At 47.6% G+C, this 25,043-nt stretch carries 22 protein-coding genes; 15 read left to right on the top strand and 7 right to left on the bottom strand.

The features are described from left to right. Nucleotide 1: 1 nt before the first annotated feature. The 3 genes from Pcarn_RS04940 to Pcarn_RS04950 form a co-directional block, all read right to left on the bottom strand. Nucleotides 2–1,045, bottom strand: coding sequence for a DUF2955 domain-containing protein (locus tag Pcarn_RS04940; RefSeq protein WP_261835276.1), 1,044 nt, complete (start codon nt 1,043–1,045; stop codon nt 2–4). Then, nucleotides 1,035–2,165: an HlyD family secretion protein gene (locus Pcarn_RS04945; RefSeq protein ID WP_261835277.1), complete on the bottom strand. Its 1,131-nt coding sequence runs from the start codon at nt 2,163–2,165 to the stop codon at nt 1,035–1,037. The genes Pcarn_RS04940 and Pcarn_RS04945 overlap by 11 nt, the downstream gene beginning before the upstream one ends. A 74-nt stretch (nt 2,166–2,239) precedes the next feature. Beyond that, a complete protein-coding gene (locus tag Pcarn_RS04950; protein WP_261835278.1) occupies nt 2,240–3,361 on the bottom strand; it encodes a DUF481 domain-containing protein in 1,122 nt (373 codons plus the stop codon). 202 nt (nt 3,362–3,563) lie between these two features. Between Pcarn_RS04950 and Pcarn_RS04955 the strand changes: the two genes are divergently transcribed. Both Pcarn_RS04955 and udp read left to right on the top strand, forming a co-directional pair. Next, nucleotides 3,564–3,980 carry a CBS domain-containing protein gene (locus tag Pcarn_RS04955; protein ID WP_261835279.1) on the top strand — a complete coding sequence of 139 codons (417 nt, stop codon included), beginning with the start codon at nt 3,564–3,566 and terminating at the stop codon, nt 3,978–3,980. 175 nt (nt 3,981–4,155) lie between these two features. Further along, the gene (gene udp, locus Pcarn_RS04960; RefSeq protein ID WP_261835280.1) at nt 4,156–4,923 is read left to right on the top strand and encodes a uridine phosphorylase; all 768 of its coding nucleotides are present in this window, start codon (nt 4,156–4,158) and stop codon (nt 4,921–4,923) included. Between the two features lie 53 nt (nt 4,924–4,976). On the opposite strand, the gene Pcarn_RS04965 is transcribed toward udp, so the two are convergent. Then, a complete protein-coding gene (locus tag Pcarn_RS04965; RefSeq protein ID WP_261835281.1) occupies nt 4,977–6,143 on the bottom strand; it encodes a DUF1887 family protein in 1,167 nt (388 codons plus the stop codon). 264 nt (nt 6,144–6,407) lie between these two features. Here Pcarn_RS04965 and hinT point away from each other — a divergent pair, with 264 nt between their 5' ends. From hinT to Pcarn_RS04995, 6 genes are all read left to right on the top strand, one after another. Then, a complete protein-coding gene (hinT, locus tag Pcarn_RS04970; RefSeq protein WP_261835282.1) occupies nt 6,408–6,758 on the top strand; it encodes a purine nucleoside phosphoramidase in 351 nt (116 codons plus the stop codon). Next, nucleotides 6,758–8,158, top strand: coding sequence for a COG3014 family protein (locus Pcarn_RS04975; protein WP_261835283.1), 1,401 nt, complete (start codon nt 6,758–6,760; stop codon nt 8,156–8,158). Before hinT ends, Pcarn_RS04975 begins: the two co-directional genes overlap by 1 nt. Continuing rightward, entirely contained in the window at nt 8,158–8,550 is a 393-nt protein-coding gene (locus Pcarn_RS04980; RefSeq protein WP_261835284.1) for a YcfL family protein, read from the top strand. Before Pcarn_RS04975 ends, Pcarn_RS04980 begins: the two co-directional genes overlap by 1 nt. 9 nt (nt 8,551–8,559) lie before the next feature. Further along, nucleotides 8,560–9,150, top strand: a complete 591-nt coding sequence (gene lpoB, locus Pcarn_RS04985) for a penicillin-binding protein activator LpoB (RefSeq protein WP_261835285.1) — start codon at nt 8,560–8,562, stop codon at nt 9,148–9,150. Nucleotides 9,151–9,366: 216 nt separating this feature from the next. After that, complete coding sequence (gene ycfP, locus Pcarn_RS04990) at nt 9,367–9,906, top strand: alpha/beta hydrolase YcfP (RefSeq protein ID WP_261835286.1); 540 nt, start codon at nt 9,367–9,369, stop codon at nt 9,904–9,906. A gap of 305 nt (nt 9,907–10,211) precedes the next feature. Then, nucleotides 10,212–11,501 (top strand): NAD(P)/FAD-dependent oxidoreductase, encoded by a 1,290-nt coding sequence (locus tag Pcarn_RS04995; protein WP_261835287.1) that lies wholly within the window; start codon nt 10,212–10,214, stop codon nt 11,499–11,501. 59 nt (nt 11,502–11,560) lie between these two features. Here the strand turns inward: Pcarn_RS04995 and Pcarn_RS05000 are convergent, their stop codons facing one another. Together Pcarn_RS05000 and mfd are read right to left on the bottom strand one after the other, a co-directional pair. Next, nucleotides 11,561–12,364 carry a peptidoglycan binding protein CsiV gene (locus tag Pcarn_RS05000; RefSeq protein ID WP_261835288.1) on the bottom strand — a complete coding sequence of 268 codons (804 nt, stop codon included), beginning with the start codon at nt 12,362–12,364 and terminating at the stop codon, nt 11,561–11,563. Nucleotides 12,365–12,439: 75 nt separating this feature from the next. Beyond that, nucleotides 12,440–15,895 (bottom strand): transcription-repair coupling factor, encoded by a 3,456-nt coding sequence (gene mfd / locus Pcarn_RS05005; protein WP_261835289.1) that lies wholly within the window; start codon nt 15,893–15,895, stop codon nt 12,440–12,442. A gap of 244 nt (nt 15,896–16,139) precedes the next feature. Here mfd and lolC point away from each other — a divergent pair, with 244 nt between their 5' ends. Genes lolC through lolE form a run of 3 tightly spaced genes read left to right on the top strand, consistent with a single transcriptional unit; the run spans nt 16,140 to nt 19,280 of the window. Then, nucleotides 16,140–17,348: a lipoprotein-releasing ABC transporter permease subunit LolC gene (lolC, locus tag Pcarn_RS05010; protein ID WP_261835290.1), complete on the top strand. Its 1,209-nt coding sequence runs from the start codon at nt 16,140–16,142 to the stop codon at nt 17,346–17,348. After that, nucleotides 17,341–18,039 carry a lipoprotein-releasing ABC transporter ATP-binding protein LolD gene (gene lolD / locus Pcarn_RS05015; protein WP_261835291.1) on the top strand — a complete coding sequence of 233 codons (699 nt, stop codon included), beginning with the start codon at nt 17,341–17,343 and terminating at the stop codon, nt 18,037–18,039. Before lolC ends, lolD begins: the two co-directional genes overlap by 8 nt. Then, nucleotides 18,036–19,280 carry a lipoprotein-releasing ABC transporter permease subunit LolE gene (gene lolE / locus Pcarn_RS05020; RefSeq protein WP_261835292.1) on the top strand — a complete coding sequence of 415 codons (1,245 nt, stop codon included), beginning with the start codon at nt 18,036–18,038 and terminating at the stop codon, nt 19,278–19,280. The genes lolD and lolE overlap by 4 nt, the downstream gene beginning before the upstream one ends. A gap of 54 nt (nt 19,281–19,334) precedes the next feature. Here lolE and Pcarn_RS05025 read toward each other — a convergent pair whose 3' ends face one another. After that, a complete protein-coding gene (locus Pcarn_RS05025; protein WP_261835293.1) occupies nt 19,335–19,865 on the bottom strand; it encodes a DUF2062 domain-containing protein in 531 nt (176 codons plus the stop codon). 8 nt (nt 19,866–19,873) lie between these two features. On the opposite strand from Pcarn_RS05025, the gene Pcarn_RS05030 reads away from it, so the two are divergent. From Pcarn_RS05030 to Pcarn_RS05045, 4 genes are read left to right on the top strand one after another with little or no spacing between them, the layout of a single operon-like run. Further along, a complete protein-coding gene (locus tag Pcarn_RS05030; RefSeq protein ID WP_261835294.1) occupies nt 19,874–22,087 on the top strand; it encodes a DNA internalization-related competence protein ComEC/Rec2 in 2,214 nt (737 codons plus the stop codon). 32 nt (nt 22,088–22,119) lie between these two features. Then, nucleotides 22,120–23,868: a lipid A ABC transporter ATP-binding protein/permease MsbA gene (gene msbA, locus Pcarn_RS05035; protein ID WP_261835295.1), complete on the top strand. Its 1,749-nt coding sequence runs from the start codon at nt 22,120–22,122 to the stop codon at nt 23,866–23,868. Between the two features lie 5 nt (nt 23,869–23,873). Next, entirely contained in the window at nt 23,874–24,872 is a 999-nt protein-coding gene (lpxK, locus tag Pcarn_RS05040; protein ID WP_261835296.1) for a tetraacyldisaccharide 4'-kinase, read from the top strand. Beyond that, nucleotides 24,862–25,041 (top strand): Trm112 family protein, encoded by a 180-nt coding sequence (locus Pcarn_RS05045; RefSeq protein ID WP_261835297.1) that lies wholly within the window; start codon nt 24,862–24,864, stop codon nt 25,039–25,041. The genes lpxK and Pcarn_RS05045 overlap by 11 nt, the downstream gene beginning before the upstream one ends. Nucleotides 25,042–25,043: the final 2 nt, after the last annotated feature.

The following is a 25,043-nucleotide window of genomic DNA, read 5'->3' on the forward strand; positions in this document are numbered from 1 at the left end:
TCTATTGAGCGGCTTTTTTATTGAACCAAAACGCGTCCAGCACCTTAAGCGCGGCCACGATATAAAGAATGGCAAGAGAGATATAAAAGATTCGCGAGATAAAGGAGCTGAGAAAGTCTGAATCCGCTCCTAGGTTACCGTTTATCAAGACTATGATGCAGGTCATCGCAGACCCAAAGTACTTCGCCTTGGGAGAGGTAGAGAAAATGTTTGAGCCCATATACAGGGCGATAGCAAAATAGAGGATGATAAAGAACGCAAATATGGGCACAGCCACAATCGCCCAGTAAAAGACAAACGCCACACAGCCACCGATTATAGTGGATATGAGGGAGTTCCTGCCTGCATCCTTACCTGCACTTAGCTCTGGTTTAAGGGTAAAGATAGCTGCGAAGATCATAGTAAGAAGCAAATCCATGCGCGCAAAGGTGATGCAATACGCCACGATAGGAAAGGCCACTAGGGTACTCTTTAGCGCAAACTGAGCGGCTATTGGGATATATACGTCCTGAAAGCCCGGTTTCTCTGGCAAAGTAATATGCTGGGGGTCAGGCACTAAAACGTGCATGATAAAGGTGTATAGGATTGCCGCCCACGCCGAGACTACAAAGCCCATAGAAAAACCGATTGCCAAACCCTCTGCTGTGTAGGTGAGCATCGGCAGAATGAGTAGGGATAGCATGCTCATTAGGGTGAGCCAGAACGAACCACCGCGGTTCAGGTAGTAGTAGCAGTAGAACAGCGCCGGAAACATCAAGATCAAGAATAGGATCGGGAAGCGCGTCAGTGATACCGAGAATACAAGACCGAAGGCAAAGCCTTTTAGGGTATCCACCATCATCTTGCCTATCTGCTTTGGGGCCATCCTAGGAATGGGAAAGGAGAGCAACAGACAGGTAAAGATAGGGAATAGGAAGGCTAGCGGCCAGTTGAAGGTGTAGGCAATGGTGGCTGAGGTGGAAACCCCCAGCGCAAACCTTACCTGCCGAATACTATTAGCATCACCGGTCAGTCTTTCCCACCAAGATAGGGTGTTAGTAGACATAGGAAATCCAGCTCAATAGACGGATATATACCTTAGAAATGGCGTTTAGCACAAAGTTGCTACCCGTATAGAGTTGCACGTCTGCCTGTCCGCCAACACGGCGAAGCCCTTGTGGCACCTCTTCTTCGAAGGAAACGATCACAGGGAAGCGTTGCGGGTCGCGTAGCCACCCTGATGAGGTCTTCACTGAAACCAAACCGCCCACTTGATTGGTTGAGCCTGTCTGCACCGCAAAGCCAATACTGCGCACCTTGCCCTTAAAGATTCGACCCGGCAATACATCGAGTACGATATCCGCATCATCACCTACCTTGAGGTTGGCTAGGTTATTCTCTTTTAGGTAAACCTCAATCCATACATCATCAGCATCGACGAAGGTCATCACTGGCTGACTAGGGTTTGCATAGTACCCCACATCGACCTGAAGGTTAGTGATACCGCCATTGGTTGGGGCAAGCACCGTAGTTCGGCTTAGGTCAAGTTGTGCCTTTTGAAGCTGAGCCATAGCCGCGCGGATCTTCGGGTTGTTTTCACCCTCAGCACCGAGCTGAGATTTGGCTTTTTCAAGGTTAGCCTGAGCACTGCGAACCTGAGCTCGGGCTTGCTTAATAGCAGCACGGGCTTTATCGCCCTCAGATTTAGAGAAGAGTTTCTTTTGCTCGAGCTCGAAAACGCGCGCACTCTGCGCATTGATGTGTTCAAGGTTGGTTTGCGCTTCTACCAATTGTGCTTGCGCGGTAGCTACATTGGCCGTACCAGCACCGATGTCTTGACCGGCCAATTCTAACTGCGTTTCCGCTGTCTCGACCGCAAGTAGGTAATCAGATGGGTCGATAGAAAACAGCTTATCACCACGCTCGATGCCCTGATCCTGAGTAACGTTGACTTCGACTAGTTTACCTGCAACTTGAGGCACGATTGGGATGACATAGGCTTGCACTCTAGCTTGGTCTGTCCAAGGAGTGTGTCTATCAGCAAACAGGTACCAAACAAAGATGATAGCAACCACGATAAAGACGTTGCGAGTTAAGGTCTTAACTGGGTCTTTGGCTGGTGGAGTCGGGGTTTCAGGAGCCGCTTCTTGAGTTTCTTCGGCTGGAACTTGTTTTTCTTCGCTCATAGTATGATTAATTCCGTTTAAACAACTTATGTGACCTAAATAGTATCAAACTGATCTCTATTAAAATCAACACTTTAAAACTCGTATTCTATGCCTATGGTGAACAGAATGTCGGTCGCTTCAGGCTTGATGCCATTCTCGTCGGCAACAGGCTCTAGTGTGTTGTCTATGACGGCAGTGATTTCGAGGTCAAAGTCATCGATAAGCTCTATCTCAAAACCAGTCTCGGTGCGCTGTATATAAAGCCCCGATTCTTCATTGACCAGTTTGGCATCATAGACCAGGAAGTACTCGATATCTGAAGTGAGGTCTACCTCAAAGTCGAAACCAAACGCGAGCACCGGAGAGTATACGACCTCATCTTCACCCGGCTCTACCGTTTCAAAGTGAGTGGCCTGAACGCTAGGACCTGCGTAAACCTCAAGATCCATCCCCTTGATGTCTATGACCTCATAACCCGCAGCAACACCTAGCGAGGTTTGGTAGCGAATATTCCTAAAGGTATCAACGACCAAGTCATAGCTAGGCAAGGTTAAGAAGAGTTTTTTGGAGTAGTAGTAATCGTATTTGGCGGTAAACCTGTGGTTGTCTTCAGTTGTTACCACAGTGTCTGTGGTTTTATCTCTTACCTTTTCAAACACACCGCGATAGGTGGAAATGAATCGACCAGTTGATCTTAGATAGCGAACCTCAGCATCAAAGTAATAATCAAAGCTTTCGGTATTACCAGATTTGAAGTTAAGACCAGCACTGATTTCCCCGGCCCAGAGGCTTTCGCCACTTTTTTCAGATGGTGTAATAGATAGGAGCTCTTCTCTCGGAAACGTCTGGTCGGGATTCTCCATTGTATAGACGCTATCTTCGGTAATGATGATATGACCTTCTATAATGCTTCCGTCGAGAAATCGAAGCTGCATTATGTCTTTGGTTCTAAGCTCCTTGATGTCCTTCATCTTTATTTTATGTATGCCCACCTCATCGCTATCGAACTCCACCTTGTCGTCATACATGGCGATGATGTCCCCTCCAAGAAGTTCGCCTTTTTTAACCAGCAGCCAGTCAAACTTTTCGGGCACAGCGGGTATCTCCACCGACCAAGGAGGCGCAGTAAGCTCTTCCTCTTCGGCGAAAGAGGGGGAAGTGACCATTAATAGTGTTAGCGACGTAAGAATGAGGTGATACGTTTTCCGGCTCATAGGGCATCAAATCCATTTGCTCAGATAAACCCTAGCCCATATTGGTAAAAAGTGGCGAAATTTCCGTAACTTATCCCACTTTTTTGTGTTTAGAGTGTTTATGAATGAGATATAAAACAAAATCCTTGAAATAACCTAGAAATTTCAGAAATTTAGTCGACACTTAAATTGTATTAGCAAAGATTTTGGAAAGGAGTCCCATATGCAATCATTGAAAGTCAAAGATTACATGTCTCATCAAGCGGTGACCTTCACCTCTGATATGTCCCTTTCAGCGGCCTTGGAAAAATTTCTTAAAGCGAAGAACCCAGGAGGTCCGGTGATCGATGAGAGTGAAAAGGTAGTGGGTTTCTTGTCCGAGCAAGACCTCTTGGAAAAACTTATCAAGGTAAGTTATCACTGCCAGGACACGCACATCGTTAGCGACGTGATGTATGAAGAGGTACTGAGCGTGCACCCAGACATGTCCATCATCGAACTTGCTGAGATGATGAAGGTCGGTAAGCCGAAGGTTTACCCGGTCGTGGATGAAGAGAAACTAGTGGGCATTATCTCACGCAGTGATGTATTGCGTGCGCTAGGTGAGTCCATTAACGCCTGCTTCCAACATCCGGTATAAAAAAACGCCAATAGTTAAACGCCACTGCATTCGCGGTGGCGTTTTTTGTGATGGCAACCGTTTAACTATGAAATCAACAACTTGGAATCCCTACAACTTGTGAGTTAGCTCACTTTGCTTTGTGGGGAAACTCACTAAGGTAAAGCCTTACTTAACGAACATAAGCGAGTCATCTATGAGCGCTCAACAAAATGTATTTCATCTAGGTGTAAATCAAAACGACCTGCAAGGGGCAACACTGGCTATCATTCCTGGCGATCCGGAGCGCGTAAAACGCATTGCCGATTGTATGGATAATCCAACGTTTCTTGCTAGTCATCGCGAATATACGCTCTATTTGGCAGAGCTAGATGGCAACAAGGTAGTGGTGTGTTCGACAGGTATCGGTGGTCCATCGACCTCTATTGCTGTAGAGGAGTTGGCGCAGCTAGGTGTCAATACCTTCCTACGTGTCGGTACTACCGGCGCTATTCAGCCACATGTGAATGTGGGTGACATGATAGTGACTACAGCATCTGTACGCCTCGACGGTGCTAGCCTGCACTTTGCTCCAATGGAGTTTCCTGCTGTTTCGGATTTCAACATTGCCCTTGCGATGAAAGAGGCCGCAGTAGAACAAAACGCGACTGTACATACCGGCGTTACTGCATCCAGTGACACCTTTTATCCAGGCCAAGAGCGCTACGACACCTTTACTGGACGCGTTGTGCGTCGCTTTAAAGATTCGATGCAAGAGTGGCAAGAGATGGGCGTTCTGAATTTTGAGATGGAGTCTGCAACCCTGTTGACCATGTGTGCAAGCTCAGGTCTGCGAGCAGGCTGTGTTGCTGGGGTTATTATTAATCGTACCCAACAAGAAATCCCAGATTCGGCTAAGATGAAGGAGATTGAAGCGCTTTCGATTAAAACAGTAGTGGAAGCGGCGCGTAAGGTTCTAGCCTAATTACTAAAACAGATATATAAAAACCGGAGCACTGCGCTCCGGTTTTTTGTTTATCAATAAGGGAAGTCTTCGGTGCCGCCTGCAGCTAAGAACCACTTTTTCAGGTGGGCATGAAGGTCAAGTAGTTCATCCGGACCAATAAGTGCAAGGCCTAAGTCTGCAGCACGAGTGATATCGTTGTGACGCAGCGGTCTGAAGCTTACAAGCATAGCGCGTGCTTGGAGACCACCTAGTAGATCGCGAAGGGTATCTAGCTTATACAGAGTATCATCGCCGTCATCGCGCATACCCTTGGTTTTACACTCGATGATATGCAGCTTGTTATTCGCAACCGTAGCAACGTCGAGCTCATTGCGGATCTCTTTCTCACCTATTTTACGACTAACTTGAACGTTCAATGAGCAGTCTTGCAGTGTCGATAACTCGGCTTGGATCTGCTTAACATGAGCATGAACCAGTGCTTCAAGCCATTCGCCGTTAGAGAAACGACGCGCTTTTTCAGAATGGAAGGTGAGTACGCCGTTAGCGTAGTCTGCAAGGTTCGCTTGAACCAAGTCTTCTAGCAGGATATTCAGCTCACGATAACCTTGCTGTTTGGTGGAGAGCTCCACATCCAGTTTCTGCTCTTTACGACAGGTTGTAGCAAGAAAGTTTAGGGTGGCAAGACCAGGGCCAAGCTCTAGGGCGTGACTTGCCCACTTTTCACATACGCCAAGAAGCACATCGTCGATATGGATCATGTCTTCTTCGGTAGGGAATTCGGCTTCAGCACCAAAGATGGTGAGATAGTCATTGATGGTGATATGGTCTTGAACCTGAGCGTCAATCTGACCATCAGGGTAAAGCCAGCTCAATCTATCTGTATTAGGTTCCACGACAAAGATTGGCCAATCAAAGCTACGCACAACCTCATAGACAGAAAGGAGTCTATGTCTTAGGCCGCAACTGGCGTTGAATTTGATGGTGTCGCCTTCTTCTTTCAAACGCTTAGCCAACTCCATCACACAAGATTTAATCTTGGCAGTGTTTGAAACATTCGGGATCTCGAAGAACTCACTCTTGATATCGCGCTTTGCCAGAACGACTTCTAGCTTTTCAAACATAGGGCGCTGATTTGCAACCCCGATAAAGATCATATGGCGACTGACCGCGCGGTCATCTAACAGGGGAGTGACCAAGCGAATCGGATCTTGGTCAATAATACCAATCTGAACTGGCATGCTTTATACCTCTTATTATTGAGGCGCACATTAGTTTGTAAACTGAGAAAAATTAAGTACCTAGCCGTACTTACAAATGGGAATTAACGTGCGCTGGTTACTGAAAGATTGGGGTTTTTGCATAAAATTGCAAGTAGCGGGCGTGGCATTAAATCTTATTGTTCATTTTTGGTTGTTTGAGAATCGCTAGATTGTTGATGCAATTGCTTTTTTAGACACCTTGGTGCACTCTTGTTAAACCATTGAATTGAGCTGAGACCTATCATGGCTGAAGAAACAATTTTTAGTAAAATCATACGTCAAGAGATCCAAACTGAACTGGTTTATCAAGACGATCTCGTGACAGCATTCCAAGATATCAACCCGAGAGCTCCCTCTCATATTCTGATTGTTCCTAACCACGTTATTCCTACCGTAAATGACGTTACCGAAGACGATGAACGCGCGCTAGGACGCATGTTTACCGTGGCAGCCAAGATTGCTAAAGAAGAAGGCATTGCAGAAGACGGTTATCGCTTGATCGTGAACTGTAATTCTTATGGTGGCCAAGAGGTATACCATATTCATATGCACCTAGTGGGTGGCAAGCCTTTAGGACCTATGCTGGTTGGCTAATGAAACAAGGTAAAAAGCTGTATCGTACCGCGTCAGTTGTATTTTGTAGTGCGATTCTTACCGCCTGTGCCTCTCTCTCTGCGGGTAACCTTTTTAGTCATTATTCTGCGCAGAATCGTTCCGTTTATCAGGCTGTCAGCAGCGGTGATTATCTCAAGGCTCAAGAGCAACTGCCCGAGAGCCGTGCAGGTGACATCCTAGATAATATGGAAAGGGGGCGCATCGACTTCTTGGCTGCATCGTACCCTGAGAGTAAGTCAGCATTTGAGGCGAGTGATAGAGCGGTTCGCCAATGGCAAGATCAAGCGGTTATTTCCATCTCGGATACTGCCACTAGCGTCGGGGCTTTGGCGGTCAATGACAACTTGACCAATTACGAGCCTGCCGATTATGAGTTGGGCTTTTTGCACCTCTACTTGGGCCTTAACTATATTGAGCAAAACAGCTTGGAAGGGGCGCTGGTTGAGATGCGTCGCGCTAATCAGGTGCAAGAGCGTGCTCGAAAACAGCGTGAGTCTGATCTAAAGCGCGCCGAAGCGGATATGAAAAAGAGTGGTCTTAGCCCGAATCTTGGCAGTGTCCTGTCACGCTATCCTGATGCGGGTGATAAGTTAAAGGCGGTGCAGAACGGCTACCTGCTCTACTTGTCAGCACTCCTTTATGAATCTCAAGGCGACCCAAACAGTGCCTATGTGGATTATCGAAGAGCACTGGCCGTTGCACCAGATAATAAGCAGGTTATCGATGGTGCGCTTCGCGTTGCCACAGAACTGGGCATGAGGCAGGATCTTGAGCTCTTAACCAAGCAGTACGGCGCTTATCAACCTCTTCCTAAAGGAGAGGGCAGGGTTATCATCCTAGATGAGCGTGGTGCGGTTAAGCAGATGAACGATTGGCGTCTGACCCTACCGGTGTACGACAGTCGAGGGGACGTGGGTTTCTACTCGGTGGCGTTGCCTTACTACGATAACAGCGGTGTTCAAAAATTTGGTGCCCTGCAGCTGAACGGTAAAGGCATACGCGGTGATGAGCTGGTGGACGTCAATCTGATGGCCAGCAATCAGCTCTCTGAGCAGATGCCGAAGATACTGCTGAGACAGGTGTTACGCACGGTAACAAAAGATCAATTGCGCAAAGAGGCGGCGCGCGGTGATGATGTCACGAACGTATTGTTCAATGTTTTCAACACCCTAACTGAGCAACCCGATACGCGCAGTTGGCAATCTCTTCCTGCTTCAGTCTATAGCTCGGGTGCTACACTGAGTGCAGGGGAACATGAACTGTTTGTTGCGGGTCTAAGTTATAAGTTCCCAGTTCGAGAAGGGCAGACAACTCTGGTTTGGCTTTCGAGACAGGGCGGTAATGTGACTATCTGGCACAAACTCTTGGGGGCAATCTAATGAAAAAATGGGCGTTAGTGCTACTAACTCTGTTTACTGTGGCAGGCTGTGCGACTAATACCGCTGGCCTTCGTGTCGACGGTAAGTCTCAAAAGGTACTGTTTGGTGACAATGTACTGGGCAGCCGTTTGATCGTTGACGATATTGCAACGGTCGAGAAAGACGACGGCCGTAAGCGTGGCATAGTAACGGTTAGCAGTAATTACAAAGCGGATCTTCGCATTCAATACCGCTTCTATTGGTATGACGACAATGGCTTAGAGGTAAACACTAAGCCATCCGCTTGGCGACAAGATGTGGTGCGTGGTTTCGAAACTCGCACACTATCAGAAGTTTCAATAAATCCGGAAGGGACTCAGTTTAGAGTTCAAATTCGAGAAGCAGACAATTAAGGAAATATGATGAAAAAAAGTGTCATTGCACTCTTGGGTCTAGCTGTCATTCTTGGTGGCTGTTCAAACAAGGTTAACTATGGTGATGCGCAAGCAACTGAAACCACTACCGTTGACTTTGGTTCGACCGATCTACAAAAGATTGCTGCTGAAATGGTAGATAGCATGCTGAACTCAGGTTCTGTTGCGGCTATCACTAAAGACCAGCGTCCGATCGTGTTCGTTGAGCGCATTAAGAACAAGACCAGCGAGCATATCGATACTGAATCTATCACTGACTCTGTGTCTACCAAGATGCTGAATTCTGGTAAGTTCCGCTTCGTTGATATGGACCGTGTTGAGTCTGTTCGTAAGCAGCTTAACTTCCAAAACAACGATGAGCTTGTGGATCAATCAAGCGCTATCCAGTTTGGTAAGATGGTAGGTGCTCAGTACATGTTGTACGGGAACCTATCGAGCATTGTTAAGGAAGCGGGTAACGATAAAGACGTTTACTACAAGATGACAATGCGCCTCATGGACCTTGAGACTGGTTTGATTGAGTGGGCTGACGAAACAGAGATTCGTAAGCAACAATCTAGAAGCCTTCTAGGCCTATAAAGTGTTTGAAAAAGGTCAGCTTTGCTGGCCTTTTTTATTGGCGCAAACGCCTACAAAACCTGACTAAGATCAACCTTTTAATCTTTACTCTGCGCGGGGGACCTTTGTTTGACAATAAAAGTTACTCTGTGACTTTCACTACCATTAAATCGTGTTAGATTTAATGTATATCAGGCTAAACGCGACTTAGGTAGTGTCGCAAACAAGGAAGGCTTCATGATTATCTATCTTCACGGCTTTGACTCAACCAGCCCAGGGAACCATGAGAAGGTGCTGCAGTTGCAGTTCATCGACGATGACGTTCGTTTTATCAACTATTCTACACTTCATCCTAAGCATGATATGGCACACCTTCTTAAAGAGGTGCACAAGGTAATAGAGTCCTCGGAGGACAAGCATCCAGTTATTTGCGGTGTTGGTCTAGGCGGTTATTGGTCAGAGCGTATCGGCTTCTTGTGCGGTATCAAGCAGGTTATCTTCAACCCGAATCTGCATCCAGAGCGCACTATGCTGGGCCGTATCGACCGCCCAGAAGAGTACGACGATATTGCCACTAAGTGCGTTGAACAGTATCGAATGAAGAACAAAGACCGCTGCTTAGTTGTGCTCTCGACCAACGATGAGATCCACGACAACAAGGTGACCGCTGGCGAGCTTCAGGATTACTACCAGATCATCTGGGATGAAAACGAGTCCCATAAATTCAAGAAGATCTCCCATCATCTTCAAGCCATCAAGGCATTTAAAGAGGCATAATTTCAGCGATTTTATGCATACGGTATGACAAAAGCCCGCTAGTTAGCGGGCTTTTTTGTGCGTTTAAGAATTTTCACCGCAATTTCATTAAAGAAAATGTGGTTTTCTCTGTTTTGCTTGTTGCTCATCAAATCGAATTGGATATAATGCGGACTAAACAAAAATTGATATAAATCAAAAAAAGTTGAGATTGTGATTCGATGTTCACATCAGAATCGGGTTTATACCTAAGCGACCTTAGAGCCGAGATGGCTTAGGTATAAATTTTTAAGTTTTATTTTTTTGAAGTATCAAGGAGTGTTTACATGGCACGTATCATTATTGTTGGTGGTGGCGCTGGCGGTCTAGAGCTAGCAACCAAACTGGGTCGTAAATTCCGTCGCGATCAAGAAACGACGGTAACCCTAGTTGACCGTAAAGCGAGTCACCTTTGGAAGCCACTGCTGCACGAAGTAGCAACAGGCTCATTGGATGCGGGTGTAGATGCTCTTAGCTATCGAGCTCACGCGAAGAACCATGGCTTTGACTTCCAAATGGGTAGCCTTTGCGATATCGACCGTGAGCGCAAGGTTATCATCCTTGATGAGCTAAAAGATGCAGGCGGCGAACTGCTTATCCCAGCACGCGAACTTGAATACGATTACCTAGTTATGGCTATCGGTTCAACCTCTAACGATTTCAACACTCCAGGCGTACGTGACAACTGTATCTTCCTAGACAGCCCAGAGCAGGCACACCGTTTCCGTGAAGAGATGAACAACCAATTCCTTAAACTTCACGCAAACTCAGGCCAAGGCACTGTGGATATTGCTATCGTTGGTGCAGGTGCTACTGGTGTTGAGCTTTCTGCTGAGCTTCACAACGCAATCAAAGAACTGCGTAACTACGGCTTTGGCGACCTAGATTCAAGCAAGCTAAACGTAAACCTAGTTGAAGCGGGCGAACGTATTCTTCCGGCTTTGCCACCACGTATCTCTTCAGCAGCTCACCAAGAGCTAACTAAGCTGGGTGTTAACGTACGCACAGCGACTATGGTGACTCAAGCAGATGTTGATGGTCTTACTACTAAAGATGGCGAGAAGATTCCTGCACAGATCATGGTTTGGGCTGCAGGTATCAAGGCGCCAGATTTCATGAAGGATATCGCAGGTCTTGAGACTAACCGCATCAACCAACTTGTGGTTAAAGAGACGCTACAGACTACCCGTGATGATAACATCTTCGTTATCGGTGACCTAGCTCAGTGCACCCAGAAAGACGGTAAGTTTGTACCGCCACGTGCTCAGGCTGCGCACCAGATGGCAAGCCACGCTTACAAGAACATCATGGCGATGATGAATGGCAAGCAGCTAACTGGCTACGAGTACAAGGATCACGGCTCGTTGGTTTCTCTAAGCCGTTTCTCAACCGTAGGTAGCCTGATGGGCAACCTAACCAAAGGTTCTATGATGGTTGAGGGTCGCATCGCTCGCGTGGTGTATATCTCGCTATATCGTATGCACCAGATGGCGCTGCACGGCACTATCAAGACTGGCCTTATGATGCTAGTGGGACGCATCAACCGAGTGCTACGTCCAAACCTAAAGCTTCACTAATTCGGTGACAAACAAAAAGGGCTGCCAATATGGCAGCCCTTTTTAGTATTGAGATTCAATTAATCTTGAACTCGACGTACTTGGATGATCATGCCCATAAGAGGGTGGTCTAGGTAGTGAGTCTCACCGCTACGCATACGGCGCTTCTGCTCCATGCGATAGCTCTTAAGATAGGTCACCACCTCTTTCTTCGGTGATACCTCTTCCATATTGCCCGCTTGAACATTGTCGTTCTCAGTATCGGCAAGTACGGCGAAGTTTTCGCTATCTTTTAGTTCTTCAGGTTTTAGCTCTTTAAAGGTTACGCTCTTCACGCTTGGCTCACGAAGATCCAGAGTGGTTTCCGCGAACAAGTAATGCTGTACATAGATTTGTAGCTTGCCGTCTAGCTCATATAGCGCCTTCGGGATAGTGTTCTCTTGGATGTCTTCACCTAGAGCTGAATCAGAGGTAGCTGAGCCAATCTTGCTGCCATCAGGGTTAAACTCTTTAGAGTAGTCTTTACCTGCTTGGATATGGAACTTAGGTGCACTTGCGCGATCTTGGTCACCTTGTCGCCATGCCGTGTGCAACAGAACCTCAAAACCGGCGTGCTTCTTCAGTTCATCGCGCTCTTTAATTAGCTTGTAGTTATCGTAAGAGAGCATTTGCGCCCCTTTCTTCTTACGATATTCGTGATTATTGAACGGCTCAACGCCTTCCATATTGATCTCTGGTAGAGACTCAGGCCAAGATTCTTGGGTCTTCTCTGCGTCTACCGCGCGTTTGAAGATCAAGACTTCAATATCAAATTCTCTCCCTTGTGCCATAGCTAAGCTGGGGATCAGCAGTAGCGACAGTAGTAGTGGGATAAATTTCTTCATTTTGGCTCCGTAGCTTGATTAATGCCGTTTATCTTAATGAATTGTATCAGTTTTTACCGGTTTCGCAGAATTGATTTAAGCCGCTCGATTCTGTGCGAAACGCTCGATTAGGTCATGGACAAAGTTTATGCGGTCGCGTCTGTCTACCAATGACTGCATGAACTTGATCTTAGTCGGTCCATCCATGGCGTATTTTTGTGGTTCTGCTTGAAGCAGTTTAACCAAATACATAGGGTTGATGTCAGCATCCGGATAAAACTCGATGAAGCCGCCTTTTTCATGGGCTTCCACCTTATCCACTTTAATACTCGCCGCCGATAGCTTGATTTTAGAGACCTCAAGAAGGTTCTTAGTTGCATCTGGAAGCGGCCCAAAGCGGTCGATGAGTTCAACCTTAAGCTCGGTCAATTGACCGTCGTTGCCGACACTGGCAATACGCTTATACAGAGACAATCGGGTATTGATATCCGGTATATAGTCTTCTGGCAGCAGGGCAGGGATGCGCAACTCTACCTCGGTTTGCTCGCGAAGTAGGTCATCAAGGGAAGGCTCTTTACCTTCTTTCAACGCCTCAACCGCTTGCTCTAGCATCTCCATATACAAGGTGAAGCCAACCGATTGGATCTGACCGCTCTGTTCATCACCAAGAAGCTCACCGGCACCACGGATCTCAAGGTCATGGGTTGCCAAGGTAAAGCCCGCGCCAAGGTCCTCTAGAGAAGCAATGGCTTCGAGACGTTTAGCCGCATCTTTGGTGATGGCCTTTGGATGTGGGGTTAGTAAATAAGCATAAGCTTGGTGGTGCGAACGACCCACACGACCACGCAGCTGATGAAGCTGGGCTAAGCCGAGGTTATCGGCGCGGTTCATAATAATGGTATTGGCGGTTGGAACGTCGATACCGGTTTCAATAATGGTGGTACACACCAGCAGATTAAATCTCTGGTGGTAGAAGTCGTTCATTATAGTTTCGAGTTCGCGCTCTCGCATCTGACCATGGGCAGTAGTAACGCGCGCCTCTGGTATCAGCTTGGCAAGATCGTCGGCAACCTTTTGAATGGTCTCTACCTGGTTGTGCAGGAAGTAAACCTGACCACCACGCATGATCTCACGAAGGACGGCTTCACGGATGATGGCATCATCGCTTTGACGCACAAAGGTCTTGATAGCCAAGCGTCTTGCAGGCGGTGTAGCGATGATAGACAGATCGCGCATTCCGCTCATTGCCATGTTTAGCGTACGCGGGATAGGGGTTGCGGTGAGGGTAAGGATATCTACATCTGAGCGCATCGCTTTCATCTTCTCTTTCTGACGCACGCCGAATCTGTGTTCTTCGTCGACGATAAGAAGGCCAAGATCAGCGAACTTGATGTCATCTTGTAGAAGTTTATGGGTGCCGACTATGATGTCGACCTTGCCGTCGGCAACATCGGCAAGAACCTGTTTCTGCTCTTTAGCGCTCTTGAAGCGAGATAGCACCTCAACACGCACCGGCAGGTTGGCAAAGCGGTCGCGGAAGTTCTCAAAGTGTTGCTGGGCAAGCAGGGTAGTTGGTACCAACACCGCAACCTGTTTAGCGTTATCAGTGGCAAGGAAGGCGGCTCGCATCGCCACTTCTGTTTTACCAAAGCCCACGTCACCACACACAAGGCGGTCCATGGCCTTAGGCTGACACATATCAGAGAGTACAGCGTTAATGGCTTGGTTCTGATCCTCAGTCTCTTCAAACGGGAAGCCCGCTTTGAACTGGGCATAACCATCTCTGTCGAGATCAAACTTGTAGCCAGGTTTAAGCTCACGTTTGGCATAGACATCCAGCAGCTCCGCCGCCACATCACGTACTTTCTCAGCCGCTTTACGGCGAGCCTTGCTCCACGATTCACTACCTAGCTTATGGATAGGCGCGCCATCTTCGGCACCGCCTGAGTAGCGACTGATCAAATGCAAGGAAGCTACAGGCACATAAAGCTTGGCTTCATTTTGATACTCAAGGGTTACATATTCGGTTTTGATGCCGCCAGCTTCGAGGGTTTGCAGGCCGATATATCGGCCAATACCATGGTCGAGGTGCACCACAGGTTGACCCGGTTTAAGCTCAGCAAGGTGCTTAATCACGGTATCGCTATTAACTGCACGTTTGTCTTTCTTGCGACGCTGAATAACGCGATCGCCAAGAAGGTCGCTTTCACAGATAAGGGCAAAGTCAGGGTTTTTATAGATAAAGCCGTGCTCTGACGCGCCCAAGACTAGGGTAAATTTGTCACCACAGCCAAGGGCATCATCGATAGACTCACACGCCTTTGGCTTGATCTTAACCGGTTTTAATAGCTCCAAAAGTGCTTCACGACGGCCTTCAGACTCCACCGAGAAGATGATCTTGCCGGTGTAACCCTCGGCAAATTGGCGCAGAGCGCTCATCGGCTCTTTAGTCTGCGGCGCAGAGGCGATAATTGGCAGCGCTTCTATATCTAGGTCTTTTTTACCGCCACGGTTACCTATGGACTCTTTGCCCAGTTTTACCTGAGGCCATTTCTTAAGTGCGGCAAACAACTGCTCTTTGGTCTGCCACAGGATCTCTGGTTCGAGTAGAGGTCTGAGTGGGTCGACGCGTCTTTGGTCGAATCGATAATCAACATCGGTCAAGAAGGTATCAACCGATGCTTCGATATCGCCCACCGTCAGCATTAGGGTGTTTTCTGGCATGTAATCAAACAGGGTCTCTGTTTGTTCGAAGAACAGAGGTTGCCAGTATTCGATACCTGCAGGCCAAGTCCCCTTAGATACCTGCATATATACAGATTCAGGTTCGCGTCTTGCCTCAAAGCGTTGACGCCAGCGAATGCGAAAGTCCTCTATGGCTTCTTCGCTGGTTGGAAATTCGTGCGCGGGAAGCAGGCGTATCTCGTCTATCTCTTCTATAGAACGCTGATTTTCCGGATCGAAGGTACGTATGGTGTCGATCTCATCATCGAAGAAGTCCACACGGTATGGGGCTGAGCTGCCCATAGGATAGAGGTCAAGGATAGAGCCTCGACTGGCGTATTCACCAGCCCCGAATACCTGATCTACGTTACGATAGCCCGATTTTTCGAGCTGCAGGCGAAGTTTATCTAACGAGAAGAGGTCGCCAGCTTTTACCATCAGGGTGTGTTGCAATAGAAAATCACGCGGCGATTGACGCTGCAAGAGTGTGCTTACCGGCACCAGAACAATACCCTCAGAGATAGTCGGCATCTGGTATAGCGCGGCAATGCGGTCTGAGATGATGTCCTGATGGGGAGAGAAGTTATCGTAGGGCAGGGTCTCCCAATCTGGGAACAGGGTTACCTTGGAGCAGCTAAATTGTTCTACTTCCGACTGCAACTTAAGCGCCGTTTGCGGGTCATTAACTATAAGAAGTACCGGCCCGTTATGAGCGCGCTCGAGTTCGGCGATCGCCAGAGCCAAAGACGCCCCGTGAAGGTTACCGATCTGTTTTTTATCGCCAGCGGCGGATGCAATGGGAAGAGAGAGCAAGGTTTGCTTGTCCATATTTGTGTGTGATTCCTACACGCCCTAAGTAGATTATCATTATCGTAAACCACGCTTACATATCAACCGGTAAGCGGTAATTCAGGCGTAACCGCTCAAAATTTGCCTTAAATCTGCAAAATATTTAATAAAAACAAGCATTACTTGAAGTCGATTGCGGATAGTCGTTACATTAGTAGATTCAGGCCGATGCTAATGGTTTCTATCTTGTTGGCTTGAAGACTTTTCATCATGGAAAATTTTAATGTTTCGACCCGTTTCTTTATTCGTTGGACTTAGGTACCTAAGGGGCCGCTCCGGCGATAGGTTTAGCCGATTTGTTTCTTATATGTCTACTGCAGGTATCACCATTGGGGTGATGTCTTTGGTGACAGTAATGTCGGTGATGAATGGCTTCGAGGGCCAGCTTAAAGGGCGCATATTAGGCGTATTACCGCAGGCGATTGTTGGCCAAGAAAGTGGCCGCACTCCAGAGCAAACCGAGCCACCAAAATTTATCAATCAGCTCCCGCATCTAGAGGGCGTTGCGCCTATAGTGGAGAGCGAGGCTGTACTGCAAAGCCCAAGTCATCTGATGGCGGGTCAAATGATAGGTATTGAAGGAGCAGAAGACGACCCACTTCGTCAATATATGCTCTCTGGTAGTGTGGACTCATTGGAGGCAGGCAAGTATCGCATCCTCATTGGTCACACCTTGGCGCGCCAGCTAAAGGTCACCCAAGGTGATAAAGTGCGTCTTCTGGTTACCAGTGCCAGCCAATACTCGCCAATCGGCCGTATCCCAAGTCAGCGTAACTTCACCGTGGCGGGTATCTTCAATACCGGCTCAGACATCGACGCTCAGTTGATGGTGACTAACATTGAAGATGCCGCAAGGCTGCTTCGCCTTCCAAAGGAGACCATCAGTGGCTGGCGTCTCTATCTTGATGATCCATTTGTGGTTTCTACTCTCTCTCAAACCGAGTTCCCAGAAGGCTGGCAGTGGCAAGACTGGCGAGCACAGCGTGGAGAGCTGTTCCAAGCGGTGAAGATGGAGAAGAACATGATGGGTCTGATGCTAGGTCTGATTGTCGGTGTAGCCGCGTTCAACATTATCTCCGCTCTCATTATGGTGGTGATGGAGAAACAATCTGAGGTGGCAATACTTAAGACCCAAGGCATGACTAAAGGTCAGGTAATGTCAGTATTTGTGGTGCAAGGGGCGAGCAGTGGCGTGATAGGCGCGGTCTGTGGTGGTCTGCTTGGCGCGCTTCTTTCTATGAACCTGAATTCTATTTTGCTAGCGGTCGGCGCGTCTCTCTATTCCTATGGCGGTGAGCTACCTGTAATGATTAATTTTGCCCAAGTTGCTGTTGTGGTTGGACTTGCGGTTGCGCTGAGTATAGTGGCGACCCTATTTCCTTCCTACCGAGCGGCATCTGTTAAACCTGCTGAGGCACTAAGATATGAGTGATTTATTAACCTGTCATGACGTAAAGAAAACCTACCGTGAAGGCAGTGTTGATACCCAAGTGCTCAAAGGGGTGAGCTTTGACATTAAGAGTGGCGAACTGGTTTCTATCGTTGGCAGTTCGGGCTCTGGTAAAAGTACCTTGTTGCATATCCTAGGCGCGTTGGACGATGCGAGTGTGGGTGAGGTGAGCTTTAAAGGGCAAGCCCTGAGTGTGCTTAGCGCCAACCAACAAGCGAAACTGCGCAATGAGCACCTTGGCTTTGTGTATCAGTTCCACCACCTTTTGTCTGACTTCTCGGCAATCGAGAACGTGGCTATGCCTCTTCTTATCGGCGGTGAGAAGCCCTCTGTCGCTAAAGAAAAAGCAGTTCAACTGCTGACCAAGGTAGGTCTGGAGCATCGCCTTGAGCACAGACCGTCTGAACTTTCTGGTGGTGAAAGGCAGCGAGTGGCTATTGCTCGCGCCTTGGTTAACGAGCCAGCGCTAGTATTGGCTGACGAGCCCACAGGTAACCTAGACCATAGTACAGCGCTGGATATCTACGACCTGATGCGAGAGCTTAATCAGAAATCTGGTACTGCGTTTTTAGTGGTTACCCACGACAGTGAACTGGCAGGCAAGATGGACAGACAGATGCATATGCAAGACGGCCTACTTATCAGCTCTGCTAGCGTACAGGAGAGCCTGTGATTTCCTCTCTCTCATTATTTATTGGAGGCCGATTCAGTCGTGCTAAGCAGCGCAACAAGATGGTCTCTTTTATTTCTCTGTCCTCGACTATTGGCATCATGGTTGGTGTGGCGGTAATCATTATTGGTCTGTCGGCTATGAACGGTTTTGAGCGTGAGCTGGAAAATCGTGTGCTGGCGGTAGTGCCTCATGGTGATTTTACTGCGGTAAACAAGCCTATCCAGGATTGGCAACCTCTTGTGGAGTACATCAAGGACAAACCCGAAGCTGAAGCGGCCGCTCCCTTTGTTAAGTTTACCGCTCTGGCGGAGAAAGGGACTCAGCTTAAGGCCATCCAAGTACGTGGCATTGATCCTAGCTTAGAGCAAGGTGTTTCCAGCCTGTATAAGTTTGTGCAAGGGGATGCATGGCAGAACTTTGCTGCTGGTGAGCAGAATATGATCCTAGGGCAGGGTGTTGCCGACCAGCTCGGGGTAAAAGTTGGAGATGCCATCTCTATCATGATCCCAACGCCGCCTAAAAACGGTCGTACTCAAGCGCCGAAGCGTGTGAGGCTTAAGGTGTCGGGCATCTTTGCTCTGGGTGGGCAACTGGATCATGGCTTGGCCCTGATCCCATTACAAGATGCACAGGCCTATCTTGGACTGGAGGATACCGTGCACGGTCTTTCGGTTAAGACCACCAATGTATTTGATGCTCAGCCTTTGATGCGCAGTTTGGGTAATAGTCTGCCTATCTATGTCTATATCAATAGTTGGAAGCAAGAGTTTGGCTATATCTACCGAGATATTCAGACTGTGCGCACCATAATGTATCTGGTGATGGTACTGGTGATCGGCGTGGCCTGCTTTAATATCGTTTCTACCTTGATGATGGCAGTAAAAGATAGATCAGCAGAGATCGCGATTCTGCGCACTATGGGCGCGCAAGACTCTTTGATCAAGTCGATCTTTATGTGGCAAGGTGTTTTCTCTGGGGTACTAGGTGCCATAGTTGGCAGTATCCTAGGCTTGGTCGTGGCGAGTAATCTCACCCTTATCATCAAGGGCATCGAGACCGTTATTGGCCATCAATTCCTTTCTGGTGATATCTATTTTATCGACTTCCTACCATCTGAGGTGCATCTTCTGGATGTGGCTTTGGTGTCGGGTACAGCGATATTACTGAGTCTACTCGCGACTTGGTTCCCCGCTCGTAAAGCGGCCAAGCTAAACCCAGCGACGGTATTGAGCTCAAAGTAAGAGTGAAAAAAGCATTAAAAAAGCGCATTCCAATGGGATGCGCTTTTTTTGTATCTAGTTTTTAGAGAAAGGATTGAGCTTTAATTTGCGTTGTTGCCAGCTTCTCACTACTGAGTATCGCCACAGTGCTCTAATACCAAAGTAACCGAGTACTGCTGAGACCACAGCGCAGATAGCGCAGCCCAGTAAAAATGGAGGGCCTATGGTGGACATCTGAGACACGAGGTAATCCCAGGACAACTCGAAGTGGAAACTTTGGGGGGGCAACTGCATCACTAATGCGCCTAATTTGTAGGCGAAGTAGAACATGATGGGCATGGTAATAGGATTGCTTATCCACACCAAGGCCACAGAAAGAGGGAGATTTACACCACACATAATGGCGAGGCCGGCCGCCATGATCATCTGACTTGGCAGTGGCACGAAGCACATAAATAGGCCAACGGCGAACGCTCCAGAGGCTGAGCGACGATTCAATACCCAAAGGTTTGGGTTGTATAGAACATTCCCGAATATTCGAAGCGCTTTTTGACGTTTGATCAACTCATGGTCAGGCATTAAGCGTTGAATAAATTTTCTAGGCATAAGGGAATATGGCTCTCTTATTAGCTAAACGAAACTTGATTGTGTTTTCTACGACAGTGATCGTAGCAATGAATGGGCACATCCTACCTGATGCTTACTGGCTAGTTCCCTTACTTGCCGCGGTGCTAGTGTGTTGCCGGTTTGAAAAGCTTCGCATTGGGTACGCCGTTTTTCTGGCAATTGTGGTTAGTCTAGTACACGCACATCAATTTGTTAGACAAACCAACACCTTATTCAATTGCGCTGAGGATATTACCATAAATGTCAGGATTGAAAGCAGTTTTAAATCGAATCTTTATTTTTCAAGTTCGTCAGTGGCGTTTAATGGTAAGAATACCTGTGGAGAGCCACTTTCGGGAAGGCTACTTCTTAGAGTGAAAGCTTTACCTGTCCCATTCGCTGTGGGCGAGATTTGGCAGGTTCGAGTTAAACCTATTCCAATCCGAGGTCAGCGCAACGGTGTTGGTTTTGATGCGGAAAGCTATTACTTCTCGCGCTCTATTTTGGCTAAGGTTGATCTGATAGAGGTGATACGAAGAGTAGAACCACCCTCACTTCGAGGTCAGTTATTTCAGACATTTTCCATACTCACCGATAATTTGGAAAATCAGCCTTTGCTGCTCGCTCTGATGTTTGGGGATAGAGCAGAGATAGATTCAGATACCTGGCAGGGGTTAAGACAAAGTGGCCTTGCGCATTTAATTGCTATCTCAGGTCTGCATATAGGTATGGCTTTTGGCATAGGCTGGTGGCTTGGCTTTGCTCTAAGACTGGCAGTGAAAGAGTTCTTCTATGCTCCCTTTGTATTGGCTATGGGCGTTGCTGTCTTTTATGCATGGCTAGCGGGATTTAGTCTTCCTACGCAAAGGGCTTTGATTATGTGTCTGCTTTGGTCAGGACTTAGGATGTTAGATATCAAGTTAGATAACTGGCACCTGCTGAGTTTAGTGTTGGCCATAATCTTGCTCCTATCCCCTTTTTCAGCGTTAGATCCCAGTCTTTGGCTTAGTTTAGGTGCGGTTTCGGTTGTATTTATAAGCGCGCACTGCGCAAGGCGATTAGGCAACTTTTGGTTAAGAGCAGTCTGCGTTCAAATAGGGCTGTTTGTCGGCTTGATCCCTGTATCTCAGGTAATACTCGGCGGTTTCTCTGCCGTCGCTATCTTTTATAACCTTGTGTTTATTCCTCTGGTCTCTGTATTGATAGTACCGCTTCTGTTTTTAGGCTTTGTGTTTATGCTCATTGCCGATTCTTTCTCTGTGTTGTTATTTCAGGTGTGCGATGGCTTAGTCGGCTTGATGATGAGGACTATCGAACTCACTAGCAGTTGGCACTGGATAGAGGCCCCTATACTGGGTTTAACCATCTTGCTTCTAGGCTTCGCCGTTTTGGTTGTTAGGCAAAAAGCAGCGATTGCGGGGATTGGTTTAGCCGTATCCTCATCTAGCTATCTAGCACCACCTAACTGGAGTCTTGATGTACTAGATGTCGGGCACGGCTTAGCTGTTGTGATAAGTAAAGAGCGCAGAGCCATTTTATATGACACTGGCGCGGGGTGGGAGCAGGGAAGTTTTGCCCAGCAGCTGATATTACCTGTGATAAGAGCTGAGCGGTTGAGCCTAGACAAGTTGTTTGTTAGTCATTGGGACAATGACCATAGCGGTGGGGTTAAGGATATATTTAGATTTGCACCTATGACTCAAGGGTTCAGCTCTCAATTCCAACTCGGCTTTCTGCCCTGTGTCCAGGGTATGCATCTTTGGTGGCAAGGATTGAGGTTAAAGGTGCTGTGGCCAACCTCTCAGGTATATCGAGCTTATAATCCTCACTCTTGCGTAGTTGAAGTGAGCGACAAAAAGCATCGGGTGTTGTTAACGGGTGATATCGACTTGTTGGCGGAATACCAGTTGCAACGTCACCTTAGAAAAGTTGACCTGTTAATTGTGCCCCACCACGGCAGTAATACCTCATCCAGTCTTAGATTTGTAGAACACACCTCGCCCAAAGTGGCGATAGCGTCGGTTTCTAGCTCAGGAAAATGGAACCTTCCGGCACAAAATGTTCGCTCTAGATATGAGCAAAATGGAGCCAGTTGGCTAGATACTGGCCAGCATGGACGGATAATTGTGCGATTTTTTGACCAGGGTATGCAGGTGAGTCCATATCGGGACAGACAATCTGATGCTTGGTATAGGCAGATTTTACGGAAGGGAGTAGAATGAGTAGTAACTGAATAAAAAATAAAGCAATTCTTATGTCAAATCTCCCAGACGAATCCACGTGGCAGACCTTTAAGCGTTTGTGGAAATATATACGTCTGTATAAATTGGGCTTGGCTGTAGCAACCGTTGCGCTGGTTGTTAATGCATTTGCCGACACCTATATGATTTCCCTGTTGAAGCCGCTTCTTGATGAAGGTTTCGCAGATGTTGAATCTAACTTCCTTAAAATTCTACCTTGGATCATCCTAGGGATGATAATCGTCAGAGGTGTGAGTGGTTTTATTTCCACCTACTGCTTGAGCTGGGTATCCGGCAACGTGGTCATGCTGATGCGTCGTGCGGTGTTCAATCACTTTATGCACATGCCGGTGGCCTTCTTTGATCGTGAATCTACCGGTGGCTTGCTTTCACGCATTACCTATGACAGTGAACAAGTGGCCGCTGCGACCAGTAAGGCTCTTGTTAGCCTAGTGCGCGAGGGTGCGCTGATTATCGGTATGCTAGCTCTGATGTTCTACAACAGCTGGCAGTTATCTTTAGTGCTATTAGTGGTGGCGCCATTTGTTGCCTTTGCTATCCGCACTGTCTCTAAACGCTTTAGAAAGATCAGTAAGAACATGCAGACCATGATGGGGCACGTAACCTCATCGGCTGAGCAGATGCTCAAGGGTCATAAGGTTGTGCTGAGCTATGGCGGTCAAGACGTAGAGAAAGAGCGTTTTGATAACGTAAGTAACCGCATGCGTCAGCAGAGCATGAAGATGGTGTCGGCTCAGGCTGCGGCAAACCCTATTGTTCAGCTTATTGCGTCGTTTGCTTTGGTGGCAGTTCTGTATCTGGCAAGTATCGATCAGATCCGTGCAGACCTGACTCCAGGTACCTTTACCGTTATCTTCTCGGCTATGTTCGGGATGATGCGCCCACTTAAATCTCTAACCAATGTAACCTCAGACTTCCAGCGCGGTATGGCGGCAGCTCATACTCTGTTTAGCCTGATGGATCTTGAAACAGAAGAGAACAAGGGCAAACTCGAGGTTGATCGTGCTAAAGGCGTGGTTGAGGTGAAAGACGTGACCTTTACCTATCAAGGTAAAGAGAAGCCAGCGCTTCGAGATGTAAGTTTTACCATTCCGGAAGGCAAGACCCTTGCGCTAGTGGGCCGTTCAGGTTCGGGCAAGAGTACCATAGCTAATCTGTTTACCCGTTTCTATGATGTCGATAGTGGAGAGATCATGCTCGATGGGCATGACATCAAGGACTATACCTTGAAGAACCTTCGTAGTCAGTTCGCTCTAGTCTCACAAAATGTGCACCTGTTTAACGACACCATTGCCAATAATATCGCTTATGCGGCTGAGGGTGAGTACACGAGAGAGCAGATAGAGCATGCAGCTAAGCTTGCACACGCACTAGAGTTCACCGATCGTATGCCTGAAGGCCTAGATACCATGATAGGTGAGAATGGCGCTAGCCTCTCTGGTGGTCAGCGTCAGCGTATCGCTATTGCTCGTGCGCTTTTACGTGATGCCCCTGTTCTGATTCTGGATGAGGCAACTTCAGCACTGGATACTGAATCTGAACGAGCGATTCAGGCCGCCCTTGATGAGCTTCAAAAAGATAAGACAGTTCTGGTTATCGCGCACCGACTCTCTACTATCGAGAATGCAGATGAGATACTTGTTGTGGATGAGGGAGAGATCATCGAACGTGGCACCCATGCTGAGCTTATCGAAAAAGATGAGGCTTATGCCCAACTTCACCGTATCCAGTTTGGTGGTTAATCGACGTGATTAACTTGTTGTGGTTTAGTAATAGCCCGCTTAGGTTTCTATTTTGGCCACTGCTGTGGCCTCTTAGCCTTATCTTTGGCTCTATAAGTCGAGGTCGTCGACAGAGCTTTGTTGCTGGTAAGCGAGAATCTTATCGAGCACCTGTGCCTATCGTTATCGTGGGTAACATTACTGCAGGCGGTAACGGAAAGACGCCAGTTGTAGTGTGGCTGGTGGAGCTTTTGCAAAAGCAAGGGCTTAAGGTTGGCGTGGTCTCCCGAGGGTATGGCGCTAAGGCACCGAATTATCCTTTATTGGTGGGTAATAATACTCCAACTGAGCATTGTGGTGATGAACCTAAACTGATCGCGCAGCGCACCGGCGCTCTAGTCATGGTCGATCCTGTGCGCTCAGAGGCAGTTAAAGGGCTTTTGGAGCACGATGTGCAATTGGTTATCTCTGATGACGGTCTTCAGCACTATGCGCTCAAGCGTGATGTAGAGTTTATCGTTATTGATGGTGCGCGCCGCTTTGGTAATGAAAAGCTACTACCTCTTGGACCACTTAGAGAGTCTACTGAGCGCCTAGCTGAGGTGGACTTTTTGATCACTAATGGTGGTGAGGCTGAGCAGGGCGAGTTTGCCATGAGCCTAGAGCCAGACTTGGCGATAAACCTAGTTACAGGTGAGAAAAAGCCAGTCACTGAGCTTGGAACACTTGCTGCTATCGCCGCTATAGGACATCCACCTAGATTTTTTAATACCTTAGAGCAGATGCACGCCGAGGTATTAGTCACTAAAGGTTTTACTGATCATAAGGCGCTCAGCGCAGATGACATCAAACCTTTGATGAAAGAGACACAATCCCTGATTATGACCGAAAAAGATGCGGTCAAATGTCGAGATTTTGCAGAAGATAACTGGTGGTATCTGCCAGTTTCGGCCAATATCTCTCAGGAAAATACTAAAACAGTTTTAGACAAGATTAATGAGGTTTTAAAGGAATATGGATCATAGACTGCTAGAGATTGTGGCTTGTCCAGTATGTAAGGGAAAGCTGACTTACGATAAAGACAAGCAGGAGCTGATCTGTAAGTTTGACCGTCTGGCATACCCAATTAAAGAAGGTATCCCTGTACTTCTTGAGCCTGAGGCTCGTAGCATCTCAATGGACGAAGGTCGCTAACT

Origin of the sequence: Vibrio ishigakensis (assembly GCF_024347675.1) — a bacterium.
Lineage (GTDB): Bacteria > Pseudomonadota > Gammaproteobacteria > Enterobacterales > Vibrionaceae > Vibrio > Vibrio ishigakensis.

Bases quoted from the DNA above. Each gene is read 5' to 3' on its own strand.
- Pcarn_RS04940 (WP_261835276.1), bottom strand. From the start codon at position 1,045: ATGTCTACTAACACCCTATCTTGGTGGGAAAGACTGACCGGTGATGCT.
- Pcarn_RS04945 (WP_261835277.1), bottom strand. From the start codon at position 2,165: ATGAGCGAAGAAAAACAAGTTCCAGCCGAAGAAACTCAAGAAGCGGCT.
- Pcarn_RS04950 (WP_261835278.1), bottom strand. From the start codon at position 3,361: ATGAGCCGGAAAACGTATCACCTCATTCTTACGTCGCTAACACTATTA.
- Pcarn_RS04955 (WP_261835279.1), top strand. From the start codon at position 3,564: ATGCAATCATTGAAAGTCAAAGATTACATGTCTCATCAAGCGGTGACC.
- udp (WP_261835280.1), top strand. From the start codon at position 4,156: ATGAGCGCTCAACAAAATGTATTTCATCTAGGTGTAAATCAAAACGAC.
- Pcarn_RS04965 (WP_261835281.1), bottom strand. From the start codon at position 6,143: ATGCCAGTTCAGATTGGTATTATTGACCAAGATCCGATTCGCTTGGTC.
- hinT (WP_261835282.1), top strand. From the start codon at position 6,408: ATGGCTGAAGAAACAATTTTTAGTAAAATCATACGTCAAGAGATCCAA.
- Pcarn_RS04975 (WP_261835283.1), top strand. From the start codon at position 6,758: ATGAAACAAGGTAAAAAGCTGTATCGTACCGCGTCAGTTGTATTTTGT.
- Pcarn_RS04980 (WP_261835284.1), top strand. From the start codon at position 8,158: ATGAAAAAATGGGCGTTAGTGCTACTAACTCTGTTTACTGTGGCAGGC.
- lpoB (WP_261835285.1), top strand. From the start codon at position 8,560: ATGAAAAAAAGTGTCATTGCACTCTTGGGTCTAGCTGTCATTCTTGGT.
- ycfP (WP_261835286.1), top strand. From the start codon at position 9,367: ATGATTATCTATCTTCACGGCTTTGACTCAACCAGCCCAGGGAACCAT.
- Pcarn_RS04995 (WP_261835287.1), top strand. From the start codon at position 10,212: ATGGCACGTATCATTATTGTTGGTGGTGGCGCTGGCGGTCTAGAGCTA.
- Pcarn_RS05000 (WP_261835288.1), bottom strand. From the start codon at position 12,364: ATGAAGAAATTTATCCCACTACTACTGTCGCTACTGCTGATCCCCAGC.
- mfd (WP_261835289.1), bottom strand. From the start codon at position 15,895: ATGGACAAGCAAACCTTGCTCTCTCTTCCCATTGCATCCGCCGCTGGC.
- lolC (WP_261835290.1), top strand. From the start codon at position 16,140: ATGTTTCGACCCGTTTCTTTATTCGTTGGACTTAGGTACCTAAGGGGC.
- lolD (WP_261835291.1), top strand. From the start codon at position 17,341: ATGAGTGATTTATTAACCTGTCATGACGTAAAGAAAACCTACCGTGAA.
- Pcarn_RS05025 (WP_261835293.1), bottom strand. From the start codon at position 19,865: ATGCCTAGAAAATTTATTCAACGCTTAATGCCTGACCATGAGTTGATC.
- Pcarn_RS05030 (WP_261835294.1), top strand. From the start codon at position 19,874: ATGGCTCTCTTATTAGCTAAACGAAACTTGATTGTGTTTTCTACGACA.
- msbA (WP_261835295.1), top strand. From the start codon at position 22,120: ATGTCAAATCTCCCAGACGAATCCACGTGGCAGACCTTTAAGCGTTTG.
- Pcarn_RS05045 (WP_261835297.1), top strand. From the start codon at position 24,862: ATGGATCATAGACTGCTAGAGATTGTGGCTTGTCCAGTATGTAAGGGA.